This window comes from Bifidobacterium aesculapii, from assembly GCF_001417815.1.
Lineage (GTDB): Bacteria > Actinomycetota > Actinomycetes > Actinomycetales > Bifidobacteriaceae > Bifidobacterium > Bifidobacterium aesculapii.
Window position 1 is genome coordinate 51,633 of record NZ_BCFK01000031.1, and the last position, 15,904, is coordinate 67,536.

Annotated in this window: 17 protein-coding genes and 2 pseudogenes; 11 read left to right on the top strand and 8 right to left on the bottom strand. The window is 60.8% G+C overall.

The genetic code is table 11. The features are described 5' to 3' along the window. Position 1: 1 nt before the first annotated feature. From BFAL_RS04670 to BFAL_RS04715, 11 genes and pseudogenes are all read left to right on the top strand, one after another. Positions 2-322: a DMT family transporter gene (locus BFAL_RS04670; protein WP_055427266.1), complete on the top strand. Its 321-nt coding sequence runs from the start codon at positions 2-4 to the stop codon at positions 320-322. Positions 323-523: 201 nt separating this feature from the next. Then, positions 524-862 (top strand): DMT family transporter, encoded by a 339-nt coding sequence (locus BFAL_RS04675; protein ID WP_055427267.1) that lies wholly within the window; start codon positions 524-526, stop codon positions 860-862. Positions 863-1,100: 238 nt separating this feature from the next. After that, positions 1,101-1,568: an aminoacyl-tRNA deacylase gene (locus BFAL_RS04680; RefSeq protein ID WP_055427268.1), complete on the top strand. Its 468-nt coding sequence runs from the start codon at positions 1,101-1,103 to the stop codon at positions 1,566-1,568. 280 nt (positions 1,569-1,848) lie between these two features. After that, a complete protein-coding gene (locus BFAL_RS11425) occupies positions 1,849-2,184 on the top strand; it encodes a hypothetical protein (protein ID WP_201780444.1) in 336 nt (111 codons plus the stop codon). 199 nt (positions 2,185-2,383) lie between these two features. Then, a complete protein-coding gene (locus BFAL_RS04690) occupies positions 2,384-3,826 on the top strand; it encodes a UTP--glucose-1-phosphate uridylyltransferase (RefSeq protein ID WP_055427270.1) in 1,443 nt (480 codons plus the stop codon). A 124-nt stretch (positions 3,827-3,950) separates the two neighbouring features. Then, positions 3,951-4,668, top strand: a pseudogene (locus tag BFAL_RS11855) (helix-turn-helix transcriptional regulator); the annotation flags it as partial. A gap of 80 nt (positions 4,669-4,748) precedes the next feature. Beyond that, positions 4,749-5,873 (top strand): annotated as a pseudogene (locus tag BFAL_RS11860) (helix-turn-helix transcriptional regulator); the annotation flags it as partial. A gap of 54 nt (positions 5,874-5,927) precedes the next feature. Then, on the top strand, positions 5,928-6,242 hold the full coding sequence (locus BFAL_RS04700) for a hypothetical protein (RefSeq protein WP_055427352.1): 315 nt from the start codon (positions 5,928-5,930) through the stop codon (positions 6,240-6,242). Between the two features lie 6 nt (positions 6,243-6,248). Then, positions 6,249-8,885, top strand: coding sequence for a DEAD/DEAH box helicase (locus tag BFAL_RS04705; protein ID WP_055427272.1), 2,637 nt, complete (start codon positions 6,249-6,251; stop codon positions 8,883-8,885). 119 nt (positions 8,886-9,004) lie between these two features. Next, on the top strand, positions 9,005-9,349 hold the full coding sequence (locus tag BFAL_RS04710) for an RNA polymerase-binding protein RbpA (RefSeq protein ID WP_055427273.1): 345 nt from the start codon (positions 9,005-9,007) through the stop codon (positions 9,347-9,349). A 185-nt stretch (positions 9,350-9,534) separates the two neighbouring features. Continuing rightward, positions 9,535-10,254, top strand: coding sequence for an HAD hydrolase-like protein (locus tag BFAL_RS04715; RefSeq protein ID WP_055427274.1), 720 nt, complete (start codon positions 9,535-9,537; stop codon positions 10,252-10,254). 312 nt (positions 10,255-10,566) lie between these two features. Here the strand turns inward: BFAL_RS04715 and BFAL_RS04720 are convergent, their stop codons facing one another. The 8 genes from BFAL_RS04720 to hisG all read right to left on the bottom strand — a co-directional run bounded on the left by BFAL_RS04720 (position 10,567) and on the right by hisG (position 15,878). Further along, positions 10,567-10,944: a hypothetical protein gene (locus tag BFAL_RS04720; RefSeq protein WP_055427275.1), complete on the bottom strand. Its 378-nt coding sequence runs from the start codon at positions 10,942-10,944 to the stop codon at positions 10,567-10,569. 115 nt (positions 10,945-11,059) lie between these two features. Next, positions 11,060-11,710, bottom strand: a complete 651-nt coding sequence (locus BFAL_RS04725) for a MerR family transcriptional regulator (RefSeq protein WP_055427276.1) — start codon at positions 11,708-11,710, stop codon at positions 11,060-11,062. A 38-nt stretch (positions 11,711-11,748) separates the two neighbouring features. Further along, positions 11,749-12,186 (bottom strand): FHA domain-containing protein, encoded by a 438-nt coding sequence (locus tag BFAL_RS04730; protein ID WP_055427277.1) that lies wholly within the window; start codon positions 12,184-12,186, stop codon positions 11,749-11,751. A 6-nt stretch (positions 12,187-12,192) separates the two neighbouring features. Further along, on the bottom strand, positions 12,193-13,026 hold the full coding sequence (locus BFAL_RS04735) for a DUF881 domain-containing protein (RefSeq protein WP_055427278.1): 834 nt from the start codon (positions 13,024-13,026) through the stop codon (positions 12,193-12,195). A 1-nt stretch (position 13,027) separates the two neighbouring features. Further along, positions 13,028-13,360 carry a small basic family protein gene (locus BFAL_RS04740; RefSeq protein WP_055427279.1) on the bottom strand — a complete coding sequence of 111 codons (333 nt, stop codon included), beginning with the start codon at positions 13,358-13,360 and terminating at the stop codon, positions 13,028-13,030. After that, entirely contained in the window at positions 13,360-14,355 is a 996-nt protein-coding gene (locus BFAL_RS04745; protein WP_370696059.1) for a DUF881 domain-containing protein, read from the bottom strand. The genes BFAL_RS04740 and BFAL_RS04745 overlap by 1 nt, the downstream gene beginning before the upstream one ends. Next, positions 14,352-15,002, bottom strand: coding sequence for a CDP-alcohol phosphatidyltransferase family protein (locus BFAL_RS04750; RefSeq protein WP_055427281.1), 651 nt, complete (start codon positions 15,000-15,002; stop codon positions 14,352-14,354). The genes BFAL_RS04745 and BFAL_RS04750 overlap by 4 nt, the downstream gene beginning before the upstream one ends. A gap of 24 nt (positions 15,003-15,026) precedes the next feature. Further along, positions 15,027-15,878 carry an ATP phosphoribosyltransferase gene (hisG, locus tag BFAL_RS04755; protein ID WP_055427282.1) on the bottom strand — a complete coding sequence of 284 codons (852 nt, stop codon included), beginning with the start codon at positions 15,876-15,878 and terminating at the stop codon, positions 15,027-15,029. Positions 15,879-15,904: the final 26 nt, after the last annotated feature.

A 15,904-nucleotide genomic window follows, 5' to 3' on the forward strand; every position in this document is an offset into this window, starting at 1 on the left:
AATGGCCATGTCTTGGTTCGTTCTCATTCTTTCCGGCATATGTGAATCCGTGTGTGCGATCGCGCTTGATCGTTCCGAGGGATTCTCCAGAATCATCCCCACAATGGTATTCGCTGTCGGTCTTGCCGTCAGCATGGGCGGGCTCGCGTACGCGATGAAGCACATTCCCATCGGAACCTCGTATGCGATATGGGTCGGCATCGGGGCGACGATCACTGCGGTATACGGTATGGCCAGCGGTGAGGAGACCGTCTCTCTGATGCGCGTCCTACTCATCGGCGGATTGGTGGCCTGCGTCATTGGGCTGAAGCTTATCGATTAACCGGTTCTTCCGGTTTTGGTGTGTATGTGCCGTGCAGGCGGTAGCGAGGATGGCATCAGGGCGAGACCGTCACGGTGGGTTACAGAGGTGAGCCGCGGCAAGGCGTTTCCGTTTTTGCGGTATTAGGACAATGGCGTTTTGTCCAGCGCGGACTGATAGGTTGTCCTTGGTTTGCAGCGAGATTGCAAGTAGGAGATGGGCATGGCATTGACGTGGCTGATGCTGTTCGGAGCTATTTTCTGCGAGGTGGCGGCTACGCTGTCGCTGCGCGCCTCGGAAGGGTTCAGCAGGCTTGTCTGGGTGGTTCCGGTAGCGCTGGGTTACGGCGTTTGCTTCTTCCTGCTCGCGAAGGTTCTGGATCGCGGCATGCCGACCGCGCTGGCCTATGGTGTGTGGTCGTGCGTCGGCATCATCGCCACCGCGATCATCGCGCATTTCGCCTTCCAGGACCCGTTGAACTGGCGTATGTGGCTGGGCATGGCAATTATGATTACCGGTATCATCGTGCTGCAATGGGGCAGCCACACGGCCGTCCAGTGAATCCGGTGATCATGCCGAAGACGGCAGTCAGTGCCAGCCGTATTCTTCCCATGCGTGGAAGGATGGGGGTGAGATTCAGGAAGGAGACGGCCCGATGATTGTTGATGAACGCATAGACGACGGTACGTCGTTCGATTGGGAAAGAGTGCCAGCCGACTACGCGAAATGCCGTGCTTGTTATGAAGAGCGATGCTAAGCAGGAGATTCTCATTGACCGAGGGACCGGGGGCGCGAGAATATGGCCAGTTATGAACAGATCAAGCAGTTCGCGGATCAGCATCCCGACCAGGCCCGAATCATAGAACATGAGACCGCGATCGTCGACTTGGAATCCGGCGCGAAGGTGTTCGACATCGCCAAGGCCGCGGCCACCTACATCGTCGAGGCCAATGAGGGCGTGTTCGCCGTAGTCGCTTCCGCCACGGGGCACCTGAGGTGGCGTCAGCTCGGCCGTGCCTTGGGATTGCATCAGATCCATCTGGCTTCACCGGAGCTGGTCAAGGAACGCACGGGGTACGACGTCGGCATGGTCGGCCCGCTGTTCCTGAACGGCGTGCGCATGTTCTTCGACGACAGGCTTCTGGAGCATGACACGGTGTACTGCGGCACGGAGGACGCGCACCACACGCTCGCCATCGCGCCGACACTCATTACCGACAACAACGACATCGCCGGCTACTTCGACAGCGACGAATACCTGAAGTAGGCAGCCGTATTGGGTAGAGAGGCTTCATCGTCGCCTAGGGGTTTGGCACCGTCGGAGCATTGCATGCGCACAGACATGGAGATACCATGGACTTTGACGAAGGGAGTCCATCATGACCTCACCGAATCAGCCGGAGCCACAGGGGGTTCCGCAGCAGGTGCCTCAGGGGCAGTCCGGTGCGTACGCAGGGACCAATCCGGAATACGGTGCATATCAGACGACGGGCGGTCCGGCACAGCAGCCATACCAATATCCGCAATACCAGCAGGTCCCGCAAGGAATGGGATCTCAACAGCAGGGCGCGTACGGGTATCCGTATGCGGCGGGTGCCCCTCAGCAGCAGTATGCGCCGTATGGGTATCCTCAGCCCGGGTACACGAATCCTGCGGACAGCGGATCATTCGGATGGGCCGTGCTCGGATTCTTCATTCCCGTCGTCGGTCTCATTCTGTGGCTCGTATGGAAGGACCAGCGTCCACTCGATGCCGCGAAGGCCGGCAAGGGCGCGCTCGTATCGGTGATCGTATGGGCCGTCTTCATGGTGCTGTATTTCATTTTCGTCATCGTCATCGTCGCCATCGCCGTATCGGCGTCCAACGCGTGGGCGTTCCTTTAGGTTTGCGGAATCCATCTCCAGCATCTCCAGCATGTCCATAGGCGGCTCCGAGACGGAGTCGCCACCTGCTATCCGCTTGGAACATGTGGGATGCTCCCGACCAAAATCCACCATATTCACCATTCCGATACCTTCAGTTATCGACGCAGAACGACCGGCAATCCAACATCCGGTAGACTAGTCGATTATCGAACAAGTCATGAAGGAGAGTCAATTGTCAGACGTATTCGATAAATCCGCAGAGAAAATGCGTGCCCATGGCATGAGTGAAATGGCCATCAGCCAGTTCAGGCACCTTTATGATGTATGGCGCAACGACGAGGGGTCCACGTGCATCCGCGAAGAGGATGTCGAACCGCTGACCGGAGTCCCGAGCTTCCATGACATCTATGAGACCATCGATCATGAGAAGGCGATCGAAGCGTTCTCCAAGACCGCGTTCCTCAAGCTCAACGGCGGTCTGGGAACCTCGATGGGACTTGACTGTGCGAAGTCGCTGCTGCCTGTGCGCCGCCACAAGGCCAAGCAGATGCGGTTCATCGACATCATCATCGGGCAGGTGCTCACCGCGCGCACGCGTCTGGGCGTCGACCTGCCCCTTACGCTGATGAATTCGTTCCGCACCTCCAAGGACACGATGAAGGTGCTCCACCACAACCGCAAGTTCCATCAGACGGATATTCCGATGGAGATCGTGCAGCACATGGAGCCGAAGATCGATGTGGCGACCGGCGAGCCGGTCTCGTTCCCCTCGAACCCCGATCTCGAATGGTGCCCGCCGGGCCATGGCGACCTGTATTCCACCATCTGGGAATCCGGTCTGCTCGACATGCTTGAGGAACACGGCTTCAAGTATCTGTTCATCTCCAATTCCGACAATCTCGGCGCACGTCCGTCACGTACGCTGGCGCAATACTTCGAGGACTCCGGCGCCCCGTTCATGGTCGAGGTCGCTCGCCGCACGGAGGCCGACCGCAAGGGCGGCCATATCGTTCGCGACCGCAAGACCGGCCGTCTCATGCTGCGTGAGATGAGCCAGGTCGCCGCCGAAGACAAGCATGACGCCCAGAACATCGACAAGCACCCGTACTTCAACACGAACTCGATCTGGGTCCGCGTCGACGCGCTGAAGGCGATGCTCGCCGAACATGATGGCGTGCTCCCTCTGCCGGTGATCCTCAACCACAAGACCGTGGATCCCACGGATTCCTCCACCACTCCCGTGATGCAGCTGGAGACCGCCATGGGCGCGGCGATCGGCCTGTTCGAGGGCGCGATCTGCATCCAGGTGGACCGCATGCGGTTCCTCCCGGTGAAGACGACCGACGACCTGTTCATCATGCGTTCCGACAGGTTCCATCTGACTGACTCCTATGAGATGGAGGACGGCAACTACATCTTCCCGAACGTCACGTTGGATCCGCGCTACTACAAGAATATCCATGACTTCGACGAACGGTTCCCCTACAACGTGCCGTCCCTCGCCGCGGCGAACTCGGTGACCATCGAGGGGGATTGGACCTTCGGCCGTGATGTGATCCTGTTCTCCGATGCGAAGCTCTCGGACACGGGCGAGCCCCGCTACGTTCCCAACGGGGAATACGTCGGACCGCAGGGCGTGGAACCGGACGATTGGATCTGAAACGCAAAAAACGCTGCCGATTTTTGCGAAAAGGCGACGACAGCGAGAAAAACACCGTAATATAGATGGAGGTTGCGCTACACAAGCGCAGTTGAAAACTAACCTTAACGATACGTGAGGACTAATGGCAGAGGGTAGCACCGGAAGGCGGCGGTTTTCGGACAAGTGGGGCAAGCATGAGCTTGACGTGTTGGCCGTGTTGTCATCCGCCTTTCCGCAATGGCTCACCTCCCGGCAGATCGCGCAGCGTGTGAAGGCATATGCCGATTCATACGGGGAGTTGGCGGATCAGGCGGCGAAGGCCGCGTTCGCCAAGCAGTTCCAGCGCGATCGTGCGAAGCTCGCCGCAATGGGCATCGCCATCGAATCCCGGCAGCCGGAGTACTCCTCGAAATCGGAGGGGCAGGATTTCGCCTCGTACCGTCTGCAACTCGGCGATGAGCCCCGTGTGCGTCTGAGGTTCGAGCCCGAGGACATGTCCGTGCTGGCGGCGGCCAACTATCTCGCCCGTTCGATGTCCATGTCGAGTGAGCATGAGCAGCAGGTCTCCTCCGGCACGCATGCCTCGCGGACCGCCCCGCGCGTGCCGCAGACGCCGATTCCGGGGCTGGGGCTTGACTCCATTGCCCCGGGACTGGGCACGCAGTCGATTCCCGACGCCTTGGTGAAGGTCATCGATTCGCGTCGTTTCGCGGCCACCATCGATGTGGACGGCGAGCACATCAACGTCGCCTACACCGATTCGGACGATTTGGCTATGTACGTGCTGGAGCATCCCGGTGCGAGCATCGTCAGCCCTCAGGAGGCGGCTGAGGCCTTCCATCGAAGGCTCAAGGCCGCGGAGAACCTCCTGTCCGTCGACGAAGCCGACCGGGACCTGTCCTCGCTTTCGTCGGATACGGCTGACGCCAAGGACATCACCGAACCAGACGAAAGCGAATCGGGCAAGTCCCACGGCAAGAAGTCGTCGTTCCAGACCGGCAGCGAGGTGGACCGGCGACTGCGTCTCATGCTGTTCCTTTCCGCCCATCTCGGCGAGGAGTTCTCTCTCGAGGAGCTTGCGGTGCGTTTCATCGGCAAGGCGAGGACTCCCGAAGAACTCAAGAAGGCCGTCAACGTCATCCATAAGGACATCAACACCCTCACCACGGTTTCGGATGACGGGGAAATGGCCGGCAGCCAGTTCTTCGACATCGACTGGTCGCTGCTGGACGCGGAGGGCATCGTCTCCGCCACCAATTCGCTCGGGCTGGAACGTCTGGCCGGCATTTCGCCGCAGTATCTGAGCATGCTGACCGCTTCCGTGAGCTATCTTGCGCATTCGCCGCTGCTGCCCAACGACCAGCGCGAGAAGGCCGAAAGCCTGTATCATCGTCTGCACCAGCACGTCAAGCCCGGTCAGACTCCGTGGCTGAGCCTGACGGGATTCGAGTTGGAGCCGCATAATTTCGGCACCGTCAAACGTGCCGTCACGTCCGGTATGCTGCTGGACATGACATACACCGACGGCGCCGGCAACACGCGTCGCCGTCTGGTGGCGCCGGCCAAGACCTATGTCGATGAGGGTGTCTACTACGTCGCCGTCTGGACGGATGTGGCCGCCGCGGCTCCGGAGGACAAGAAGAACCTGGTGTTGCGCAATCCGGCGATCAACAAGGCGAATGGCAAGCCTCGCACATGGCAGGTGCTGCGTATCGCGCGCATCGAGCAGGCGCGGATCGTCGAACCGGTCACGGCGCTCGACATTCCCGACATGCCGTTGAGCGAGTTGCGCAAGTGGAGCTTCGACAACGGCACCGCCGCCACGTTCATCACCGACGCGCCGGGTTCGGCGTTCGTGAAGAATCTACCCGGCGCGAACGTCGAACCGTACGGCAAGGGGGAGAAGGTCAATCTCATCGTGTCGTCCGATTCGTGGTTCGTGGCGTTCTGCATCGCGCACGCGCGCCATATCGTCGCGGTCGCGCCGGAGACGTTGCGCACGATGATCGCCGCCCGCGCGAAGCGGGAACTCAGCGTCATCGCCGGCGACGACGGTACGGAATGATAGGTCTCGGCTCTGCGGACAGTTACTCTGCGGACAGTTAGGGGAGTGATGGGCATGCCTTGGTGGATTTGGCTGCTTCTGGTCCTGTTCATGATCGCCGTGCTCGCCGCCGGAGGCACCTACGCCGCCCGTCGTGCGCTTGCGGCGTTGCACGTCGTATCGCATACGGGCGAACGGATATCCGACAGACTGGAACGGATGACGGCACCCACTGACGACGTGGATGAGACTGCACGGCCGATATTCACCGAGCCCTTGCACGTCGCCGCCGAACGATACGAGCAGGCCCACGCCACAGTCGTCCGGCGCAGGCAGGAGACCCGCGACAGGCATGTGCGGGCATGGAGGCGTTGGAGGGACGCCCTGTAACGGTTTATGACATCAGCACAACACAGCACGCGTACGGCACGGCATGGCGGCTCCCAGGCCGCTTCTTCCCCGGCGGCACGGTACGCTTCGTTCAGAAAACGTCAGAAGCAGCGTTCGAGCATAGCCGCAAGGTTCGCCGCGACGCTGCCTTTCGAGCTTGATGATTTCCAGATTCAGGCCGATGAGGCTCTTGAGGCGGGCAAAAACGTGCTCGTGGCCGCGCCGACGGGCGCAGGCAAGACCGTCGTCGCCGATTTCGCGGTGTTCCTCGCGCAGGAGCATAACGTGAAGGCGTTCTACACGACACCGATCAAGGCGTTGAGCAATCAGAAATACCATGACCTGGTGGACGTGTACGGCTCCGACCGGGTGGGTCTGCTGACGGGCGACACCTCCATCAACTCCGAGGCGGACATCGTCGTGATGACCACCGAAGTGCTCCGCAACATGCTCTACGAGCATTCCACGACGCTTGACGCGCTGCACTACGTTATTCTCGATGAAGTGCATTATCTCGCGGACCGTTTCCGCGGACCGGTCTGGGAGGAGGTCATCATCCATCTGCCCGAACGTGTCCGCATCGTGGCGCTGTCCGCGACGGTATCCAATGTGGAGGATTTCAGCCAGTGGATATCCTCCGTACGTGGAGAGACGGAGCTCGTCGTCTCGGAACGCCGTCCGGTCCCGCTCGAACAGCATGTGATCGTGCAGAAGGACGACCATACCGAACCCGAGATCATCGACCTCTACCGCCGCGACGGCGCCGGCGCGCAGACCACGAAGCTCAATGCCGGTCTGGCGGACAGGCTTGAACAGTTCGACCGCATCGCCGAACGCCGGCAAGGCGCGGAACGTCCCCGCAGACACGGCCGCAAGTCCGCGCGCGGGCAAGGGGACGCACGTTCCTCAGGGGGCAACCGCAAGCCCGAACGCCACGTGCCCCGCCGCTGGGCCGTGGTGGACGAGCTCAACTATCTCGACATGCTCCCGGGCATCTACTTCATCTTCTCCCGCAACGGGTGCGATCAGGCGGTTGAGCAGTGCATCAACGCCGGCCTTGAACTCACGACGGAAGACGAGATGCGGCGCATCCGCAGCATCGTGGACGAGATGGTCGCGGGTCAGCTTTCGCAGACCGATCTCAAGGCGCTGGGATTCTCCCGGTTCCGCTTCGCGCTCGAAGAGGGATTCGCCTCCCATCATGCGGGCATGATCGCGTTGTTCCGCCAGATCGTCGAACGGCTCTTCGAGGAGGGGCTTGTCAAAATGGTCTTCGCCACGGAGACGCTGGCGCTCGGCATCAACATGCCGGCACGCTGCGTCGTCGTGGAGAAGCTCGAGAAATTCAACGGGACCGGGCACGTGGCGTTGACGCCGGGGGAGTTCACGCAGCTCACCGGCCGTGCGGGCCGGCGCGGCATCGACACCATAGGCCATGCGATCGTCGTGGACCATCACGGGTTCGTGCCTGCCACAGCGGCGGCGCTCTCCAGCAAACGCGTCTATCCGCTGCATTCGAGTTTCAAAGCCACGTTCAACATGGCAGTGAACCTGCTCAACTCCAGCGACTATGAAACCTCCCGCATCACACTTGACCATTCGTTCGCGCAATGGGAGGCGAACGCCTCCGCCTGGCAGCTCGAATCGCAGATGAACACGTTGCGGCAGGCGCTGGACGGCTACGAGCAGGCGTTCCGCTGCGATCATGGCGACTTCCGGCAGTTCATGGAACTGCGCATGCGGTTGAGCGACCTGGAGAAGGGGGAGCGCAACGAGCTGAAGCATACGGCGTTCCGAACGGACGCCGAGCGTTCCGCGGCGTTCAGGGATCTCGACAGGCGCATCGGCGAACTGCGCAAGGAGGACCAGCAGCATCCCTGCCGTACATGCCCCGACCTGCAGCAGCACCTCAAGTGGGGGCACCGCTGGGTCAGGGAAATGCGGGAGATGCAGCGCACCCGGGAACGCTACGAATCGCGTACCGGCTCGGTCGCACGCCAGTTCGACCGCATCTGCGGAATCCTCGAAGAACTCGGCTATCTGGAGGAGACGAACTCCGCGGCCACGCGCCAGTCCGGTCCTCATGCGGACGGGAAGGACAGGGACCTGACGCTGACCGCCAGCGGGCAGTTGCTGCGCCACCTGTACAGCGAACTGGACGTCGTGCTCGCGCAGGCCATCCTCACCGGCGCATTGGACCTGTTGCCGCCGGCCGGCCTGGCTGCGGTGCTGTCGTCCATGATCTACGAGGCGCGGCGCGGGGCCGGGGGAGAGCCACGGTACTACCCGGGTTCGGTGCATGGTCCCATCGCCGTCGCCGCGCAGGAGCTCAAGGCGATCCGCAATCAGGTCGACATGCTGTGTGAGGATGCCGGGCTCGACCCGCTGCCCGACATCAATCCGGGCATCCTCGACATCATGTACGAGTGGGCTGACGGACAGGACCTCGCGGATGTGCTTCGTGGCAGCGATCTGACCGGCGGCGATTTCGTGCGCAACGCCAAACGTCTCGTCGACGTGCTGCGCCAGATAGCCGCGGCGGAACCGTATATCGGCGACGATCACGCGGATCTGGCACGCAGGGCCCGTCTCGCGGCGGATATGGTGAACCGTGGCGTGGTGGCGTATTCCGGCGTCGACTGACGGTTCGTCAGCGGTGCCGCATGCGGACGGACTTCCCGCAAGCCTCTTGCGGGAATAACCGGCACGTCCCCACGGTTGCATAATGTGTATATGTCGAAAAACAAGGAGGAACCACCGATATGGCCGAACGCAGTCTGCGTGGTATGAGCATCGGCGCGAAATCACTGGAGTCCGACAGCAATGTCGACTTCGCCGCGCGTGAGGAAGTCGCCTACGTATGCCCGAACGGGCATCGTACGATTCTGCCGTTCGCGGAAGGCGCGGAGATTCCGGACGAGTGGGAGTGCCGTTGCGGTTCCACCGCGCATCGCGAGGGCGAGGACGCTTCCGCCAACGAGATCACCAAGCCCACGCGCACGCACTGGGACATGCTGCTCGAACGGCGCAGCGAAGACGAGCTCAAGGAATTGCTGGAAAAGCGTCTGAAGATGCATCGCGAGGGTTGGATTCCGGATTACGAGTGATGCACAAGTCGGTGGGTGAGTCGGTGAGTGACATGGCCTGCCGGTGAACGACACCTGAATGGTATGCCCGGTCAACTCGACCGGGCATACTTGGCTGTACGTGTGCTTCGCATACGTAACCGGAATGAACAACTATGTCGACCACATCAGCGTCGACCATATCAACGTGTAGGGGAGAGGCACCGATGACCGAACATCCGAGAAACGTGGTTCTGCTTGATTTGGACGGAACCCTGACCGATTCCGCACCGGGCATCTATCTGTCGGTCATCGAGACGTTCAAGTATCTCGGCATGCCGGTTCCGGACAAGGCCGAACTGCAACGTTTCGTAGGCCCCGCAATCATCGAGTCGCTGCGGCGGAACCATGTTCCGGCCGAGCGCCTCGATGAGGCGGTCGAAGTGTACCGTGACTATTACGCGAACCACGACATTTTCGACGATCCGAACAATCCGGGCGGACCGAAGGTGCCGGGACGCTATGTGAACATGCTGTTCGACGGCATCGCCGACCAGCTTAAGGGCCTGCTTGCCGACGGGTATTATCTCGCCGTCGCCACGTGCAAGCCCGAGTATCAGGCGAAGCCGATCTGTGAACGGTTCGGCGTGACGCCGTTGGTCTCGGGAATCTACGGTGCCAGCAGGGACAATTCGAGGCTTGACAAGGATCAGGTCATTCGATACTGCTTCGAGCACATCGGATTCGACGCGGCTGCCGGCGACCGTGCGCTGATGGTCGGCGACCGTTGGACGGATGCCGACGGCGCCATTGCATGCGGGCTCGATTGTCTCGGCTGCGGATGGGGCTATGCGGAACCCGGCGAGCTTACCGGCCACGGATGCTACCGGGTCATCAACGAAGTATCCGAACTGCGCGGAGCGGTGAACGAATACTTCGCGAAGTAGGTTTGCGGCGTCCAACGTAACGGCGTATGGCATGCGGCTTGTGTTCCGGTATGACCGGCGCGAGCTGTATGCCATATATATGCATACGCACATGCATACCGTGCAGATATTGGCATACGTGTGTGCATATATCTTTAGAGCCGATAATGTACGTTATGTCAGATTACGTCTATCCAATAGGATAGACGCCGTTCCGGTTCCCTCAAGTCACATACCTTGACATACTTCAGTACCAGAGTATTTGTTCCAACCATGCACCGCCGGCAATCATCGTCTACCCTGCCGATTGGACTGCACATCTGAAACCAACCGTCATTTACCGATGGCCCTATGTAACCGTTCATCCATTTCGGTGCGCATCGCACGCTTCGCCTGCATATACATGCAGAGAATCTGCACCATGATCAGCAGGATGATGACGCACGCCGACGGCCACCCGTACTGCGAGTAGAAATCCTTGACATCCGCGTCGAATCCGCCATCGGCGAACCACAGGTATGTCAGATATGGTGCAAGTCCCAGCAACGCCGACACCACATGGCATATCACCACCGGCCAGCTGACGCGCGACACATGCAATGCGGATGAATACGGTGCCGTCAATCGGCCGCGGATCACGCACAGACCTATGATGTTCAACGCCATCACCACATCGATGCACCACAACAAGGCGGGGAGCATGTCTATCATGGTCGGAACGTCCTTTCCTCATCCTTCCGGGTCATGACGAGTCTCTGGATCGCACGAAATCGCATCACGAATCGAATCACATCGTCATACGGATTCCATCGGCGCCCATCCTCCGTCACACGCCGCTCCCCTGCCGTTCACGCCGCTTGCGCCGGACCTCAAGGGTTCGCCGCATCCGTTCAGCCGTCAGATCATCGATCGGCCGGCCTGTGGAACGCTTCGCCGGCGAATGCGTCAAATCGACGAAGTCCTCATGTTCCAACGCGTCTTTGATCTGGTGCCACAACGAACCGACCGATACGGCGAATACGGCTTTGCCGCTCTGCAGCAGTTCCAGCATCTGCTCGCTCGTCATGCACTCATGCACCTGCTGACCGTCGCACATGATGGTGATATGTTCAAGCGCCCCCACCGAACGTTGGGTGAGAAAACTGATTGCGGTGGTCACGTTCTGCAGATTCACTCCGGCATCCAGCAGACGCTTGGACACGGCGAGGATGACGACGTCCTTGAACGAATACAGGCGTCTGGAACCGGAACCGTGCGAGGGTGTGATCGACGGTTCCAGAATCTGTTTGCGCGCCCAATAGTCGAGCTGACGATAGGTGATGCCCGCGACTTTGGAGGCGATGGAACCCCGGTAGCCACGGTTCATCTCCTCGTCGTCGGGAGTGGCGAACAACTCCCCTTGCACGGCTTCCTCGTTGAGATCCATACGGTTGCGCAGAGGAACATGCAGATGAAGCTGGAGTCTTTCCTCATTCATAGCCGCTCCCCTGTCGCCCGCATCACGTCGGCTTCGGTTCAGGAGATGACCGCCGACTTCGTGAAGAACACAAGTCGGAATTTGCCGATCATGATTTCGTCGCCGTTCTTCAGGGTCGCCTGGTCGACACGCTGACGGTTCACATACGTGCCGTTCAGAGAGCCGGCATCCACGACGGTGAACACTCCCCCGACGCGCCGGAACACGGCATGCGAACGGGAGACCGTGGAATCGTCGAGCAGGATATCTGCACGGGGATCGCGCCCCACCGTCACCTCATCCTCATCGAGGAGGTATCGTGAACCGGAGACCGCGCCACGCGTCGAAATCAGCAACGCCGTACCCTCCGAAAGACGGGCGATGGTGTCGAGATCCTCCGTGGTGAGCGGACGGTCTCCGGTTGCGGTCACGGGAATGGTGATTGCAGGCAGACCGATGATCGTGGTCTCGCCTGCGCTAGGAATTGGTTCTGTCATAGTTGCCTATTCTACCGTCCTTGCGTACTTATATTGCTTTTCGCCGCGCACGGCCGTGATGACGACATCGTCGGATTGTTCGACGGTGACGCGAGAACCGTACATGACCTTAAGTCTTGAGCCGATGCCGCCCGCGATGTTGACGGCGTTCTGGAGGTCGCCCGGGTTGCCGATGGCGCGGACCACATACGGCGTGTCGAGCGTGATGCCATCGCATTGCAGCTGACCGTCCTGCCCCTGGGTGATCGACGTGGAGGTGATCACCCTGACGTCTCCTACGGAGATGACCTCGGCGCCCGCGTTGCGCAGTTCCTCGATGAGAGTGAACATCGTCGCCGCGTCGATGTTCTGCTTCGAGCCTTTGGTGATGCGGATGACCACGCCCTGGCCTTGCGCGGGAAGTCTGCCGGAGATGATGCCGCTGGTCTCCTCGTTCTGCTTGGCGATCTTCTCCGCCTGGTCGCGCTGGTCCGCCGCCGCTTTGAGGCTGGTGAGCTGACTGGTCAGCTCGTTCTTGCGCTGCTCGAGATTGGTGGCCTGCGTACTGGTCTCGTTGATGAGGCGAACGAGCTCGTCCTCGCTCATCGTCTCGTATGTGGACTGTGTGTTGTTGATCTGCGTCATATAGCCGAAACCGAGCAGGGCGCACATGAGCATGACCAGCAGCGATGAGAACAGTTTGGTCTTCAATCCGCTGCCGGCGAGACCGCGTTTGCCCCTGCGGGAGCCATCCACCTGCGGGAACGATCCGGTCTGCGTGGAGTCGTTGCGTTTCTCGGCGGCATCCCGGGCCTTCATTTCACCGATGGTGCCGCAGTTCCTTCGATTGCGTCTCGCCATGTCAGCCTCTGAAGATGAACCTGCGGATCGCGGAGACGTTCGAGAAGATGCGGATGCCGAGCACCACGATGACGGCCGTCTGCAGCTGCGAACCGACGCCGAGCTGGTTGCCGAGCAGCACCAGGAGGGTGGCGGTCAGAACATTCGCGAAGAAGGAGATGATGAACACGCGGTCGGAGAACCGGCGCTCGAAATAGGCGCGTGCCGCGCCAAGCAGGGCGTCGAGTGCGGCGACGACCATGATGGGGAGATAGGGCTGCACCCAGACGGGTATGTCCGGTTGAACGAACACGCCGATCACCACGCCGATGACCAGTCCAAGCACTGCTGCCATCACTCCGCCTTCCTTGCATAGCTGATGTCGCCGACCACGGCCGCTTCCAGTGTAATCGACTTCGATTGCTTCACCTGCAGCGTGATGCCTGCTCGTTTGTAGACATCGTACAGAGCGCCCAACGTGTCGGGCTCCGCCACCTGCGCGAGCGTACGCCGCTCCCCTATGGCCTCGATGCGATACGGGCTGCCGACGGCGTCAAGACCGACGAGAATCGTTCCTCCCGCCGCACGGATGGAGGTCTGCACGCCCAGTCGGTGACCGTTGATCGCGATGGCTTCGGCCCCGCTGCGCCACAACAGGGAGACGAGCTGCTGGAGATCGGCATCGGTGACGACACGCAGATGGTCGCCCGCCTTCTCACGCGGCGTCGCCCCTGTCGAGGAGTCGTTGGCCGCAGCGATGGGGTTGGCGACGGTGAGCGTGATGCCCTCCCCCGTCACTTTCACTTGTCCGCTGACCATCTCGTCGGCACGGACCGTTTCGGACGCTCCGGCAACATCAAGCCGCTTTGACTGCCGTTCGATGTTCGAACGCAGTGCGGCGACGTCCTTGGTGAGGGAATCCACGTCGTTTCGCGATGTCTCGAGCTGCGAGGCGAGAGACGCCCTGACCGCTTTGCGCGGATCGGAGTGCAGCTGTTGGACGAACAGGCACCCGAGGAATCCGACCGCGATGCACACGATGAAGCATATGATGCGCATCGTCCACTTCGTCACCGGGGACTCGCGATGGGTGGACAGGTTCGAATCCAGATAGATGGGGTCGAGCGGACGGTTCGTCAGGTCATCGATGAGCCTGAGCGAATCGTCCTGACGAATCCGTCTGCGACGTTCACGTTCATTGGCGGTGACCGCGGTCTGCACCGTGTGATGCGACAGGAGGCCGGTGTACGCTCGCGAAAAGACGGATCGTCTTCTGACCGCAGGCTCCTCCTTCCGCTCCTCCACAGGGTAGGATGCCGGCATCCCGTCCGTATCCATACCTGCCGTCATGCATCGGCCTTCTCTCGACGCTCCTGTTCCCTGCGTTCGTGTCGTTGGGGAATCTCACGCCTGAGGACGGTGACGCCCTGCCGGAAGTAGATATACCCGGCAAGCCAGTACATCGCGACGCCCCAGATGCCCGTCGCCAGTGCGGCGAGATGCAGCAAGTGAAACAGGGGCGCCGTTCCCAAATCGGCGACGGTGAGTGCGACGATGGCCATCATCAGCAACGCCGTCCCTGCCTTGCCGACGAAATGCACCGGCAACGGACCGTACCCGTATTGGGCGAGCCACACCACCTGGATCGCCATGAACAGGTCACGCACGCCGACGACGATGAGCATCCACCATGGGATGATTCCTGCCACGCCAAGGGCGATGATCGAGCAGAAAATGAGCAGACGATCGGCCAGAGGGTCAAGGATCTGACCAATCTTGCTCACCTGATTGAGTTTGCGCGCCAGTATGCCGTCAAGCCCGTCGGACACCGACGATATGGCGAGCACCGTCAACGCGGCAACCATCTCGTGGTCCGAAATCAACCACGAGATGAAGGGAATGGAGATGATTCTGAACAGGCTGAGCAGGTTCGGAACCGTCAGGTAGATGTCCCGAGGTTCCGGACTATACGTCGAATTGGCATCATGCTCGGTCATGTCTTCGAATCCACACGTTCACAGTCAGATGCGGGAGGCGGTCAGAGATGTGACGATGATGCCTCGGGCGCCGACCTCGTACAGCTTGTCCATGAGCTGGTTGACCTTCGCCTTGGGAACCATGACGCGCACGGCGTTCCACTGCTTGTCGTGCAGCGGAGAGATGGTGGGGCTTTCGAAGCCGGGCGTGACCGCGACCGCGGCGGAGACCTTCGAGATCGGAATGTCATAGTCCATGAGCACATAGCGCTGCGCGGTGATGACGCCTTCGAGACGGCGGCTGAGGATGGTGAGACGCTCGTCGTTCTCGTCCAGACGCGGGGACCGGATGAGGCACGCCTGCGAATGCATGATCGGGTCGGCGAAGATGCGCAGGCCGGCGTTGCGCAGGGTGGTGCCCGTCGAGACCACGTCGGCGATGAGATCGGCGACGCCCAGCTGCACGGAGGATTCGACCGCGCCGTCCAGGTGGATGGTCTCGGCGTTGATGCCGTGCTCGACGAGATAATCATGCACGAGCTTGTCGAACGAGGTGCCGACGCGCTTGCCTTCGATGTCTTCGAGCTTGGAGAAGGAGGACTCGTTCGGCGCGGCGAAACGGAACGTGGAGGCTCCGAAACCGAGCGGAAGATGCTCGAGCGCCGCGGTTCCGGAGTTCTTCAGCAGATCCTCGCCGGTGATGCCGCAGTCAATGGTGCCGCTGCCCACGTAGACGGCGATGTCGAGCGGACGAAGGTAGAACAGTTCGATCTGGTTGTCCGGATCCTCGACGACGAGCTGGCGCGGATTGGAGCGCAGACGGTAGCCCGCCTCGGAAAGCATGTTCCAAGCGGGCTCGGACAGCATGCCCTTGTTGGGCACGGCGATTCTCAGCATGGTTTTCCCCTTTAATCCCTTGAATA

What these genes read in the sequence shown, in the direction of transcription:
- BFAL_RS04715 (WP_055427274.1), top strand. Translation starts at nt 9,535, where the DNA reads ATGACCGAACATCCGAGAAACGTGGTTCTGCTTGATTTGGACGGAACC.
- BFAL_RS04740 (WP_055427279.1), bottom strand. Translation starts at nt 13,360, where the DNA reads ATGGCAGCAGTGCTTGGACTGGTCATCGGCGTGGTGATCGGCGTGTTC.
- BFAL_RS11425 (WP_201780444.1), top strand. Translation starts at nt 1,849, where the DNA reads ATGGGATCTCAACAGCAGGGCGCGTACGGGTATCCGTATGCGGCGGGT.
- hisG (WP_055427282.1), bottom strand. Translation starts at nt 15,878, where the DNA reads ATGCTGAGAATCGCCGTGCCCAACAAGGGCATGCTGTCCGAGCCCGCT.
- BFAL_RS04745 (WP_370696059.1), bottom strand. Translation starts at nt 14,355, where the DNA reads ATGACGGCAGGTATGGATACGGACGGGATGCCGGCATCCTACCCTGTG.
- BFAL_RS04750 (WP_055427281.1), bottom strand. Translation starts at nt 15,002, where the DNA reads ATGACCGAGCATGATGCCAATTCGACGTATAGTCCGGAACCTCGGGAC.
- BFAL_RS04705 (WP_055427272.1), top strand. Translation starts at nt 6,249, where the DNA reads ATGACATCAGCACAACACAGCACGCGTACGGCACGGCATGGCGGCTCC.
- BFAL_RS04720 (WP_055427275.1), bottom strand. Translation starts at nt 10,944, where the DNA reads ATGATAGACATGCTCCCCGCCTTGTTGTGGTGCATCGATGTGGTGATG.
- BFAL_RS04735 (WP_055427278.1), bottom strand. Translation starts at nt 13,026, where the DNA reads ATGGCGAGACGCAATCGAAGGAACTGCGGCACCATCGGTGAAATGAAG.
- BFAL_RS04725 (WP_055427276.1), bottom strand. Translation starts at nt 11,710, where the DNA reads ATGAATGAGGAAAGACTCCAGCTTCATCTGCATGTTCCTCTGCGCAAC.
- BFAL_RS04675 (WP_055427267.1), top strand. Translation starts at nt 524, where the DNA reads ATGGCATTGACGTGGCTGATGCTGTTCGGAGCTATTTTCTGCGAGGTG.
- BFAL_RS04710 (WP_055427273.1), top strand. Translation starts at nt 9,005, where the DNA reads ATGGCCGAACGCAGTCTGCGTGGTATGAGCATCGGCGCGAAATCACTG.
- BFAL_RS04670 (WP_055427266.1), top strand. Translation starts at nt 2, where the DNA reads ATGGCCATGTCTTGGTTCGTTCTCATTCTTTCCGGCATATGTGAATCC.
- BFAL_RS04730 (WP_055427277.1), bottom strand. Translation starts at nt 12,186, where the DNA reads ATGACAGAACCAATTCCTAGCGCAGGCGAGACCACGATCATCGGTCTG.
- BFAL_RS04680 (WP_055427268.1), top strand. Translation starts at nt 1,101, where the DNA reads ATGGCCAGTTATGAACAGATCAAGCAGTTCGCGGATCAGCATCCCGAC.
- BFAL_RS04690 (WP_055427270.1), top strand. Translation starts at nt 2,384, where the DNA reads ATGAAGGAGAGTCAATTGTCAGACGTATTCGATAAATCCGCAGAGAAA.
- BFAL_RS04700 (WP_055427352.1), top strand. Translation starts at nt 5,928, where the DNA reads ATGCCTTGGTGGATTTGGCTGCTTCTGGTCCTGTTCATGATCGCCGTG.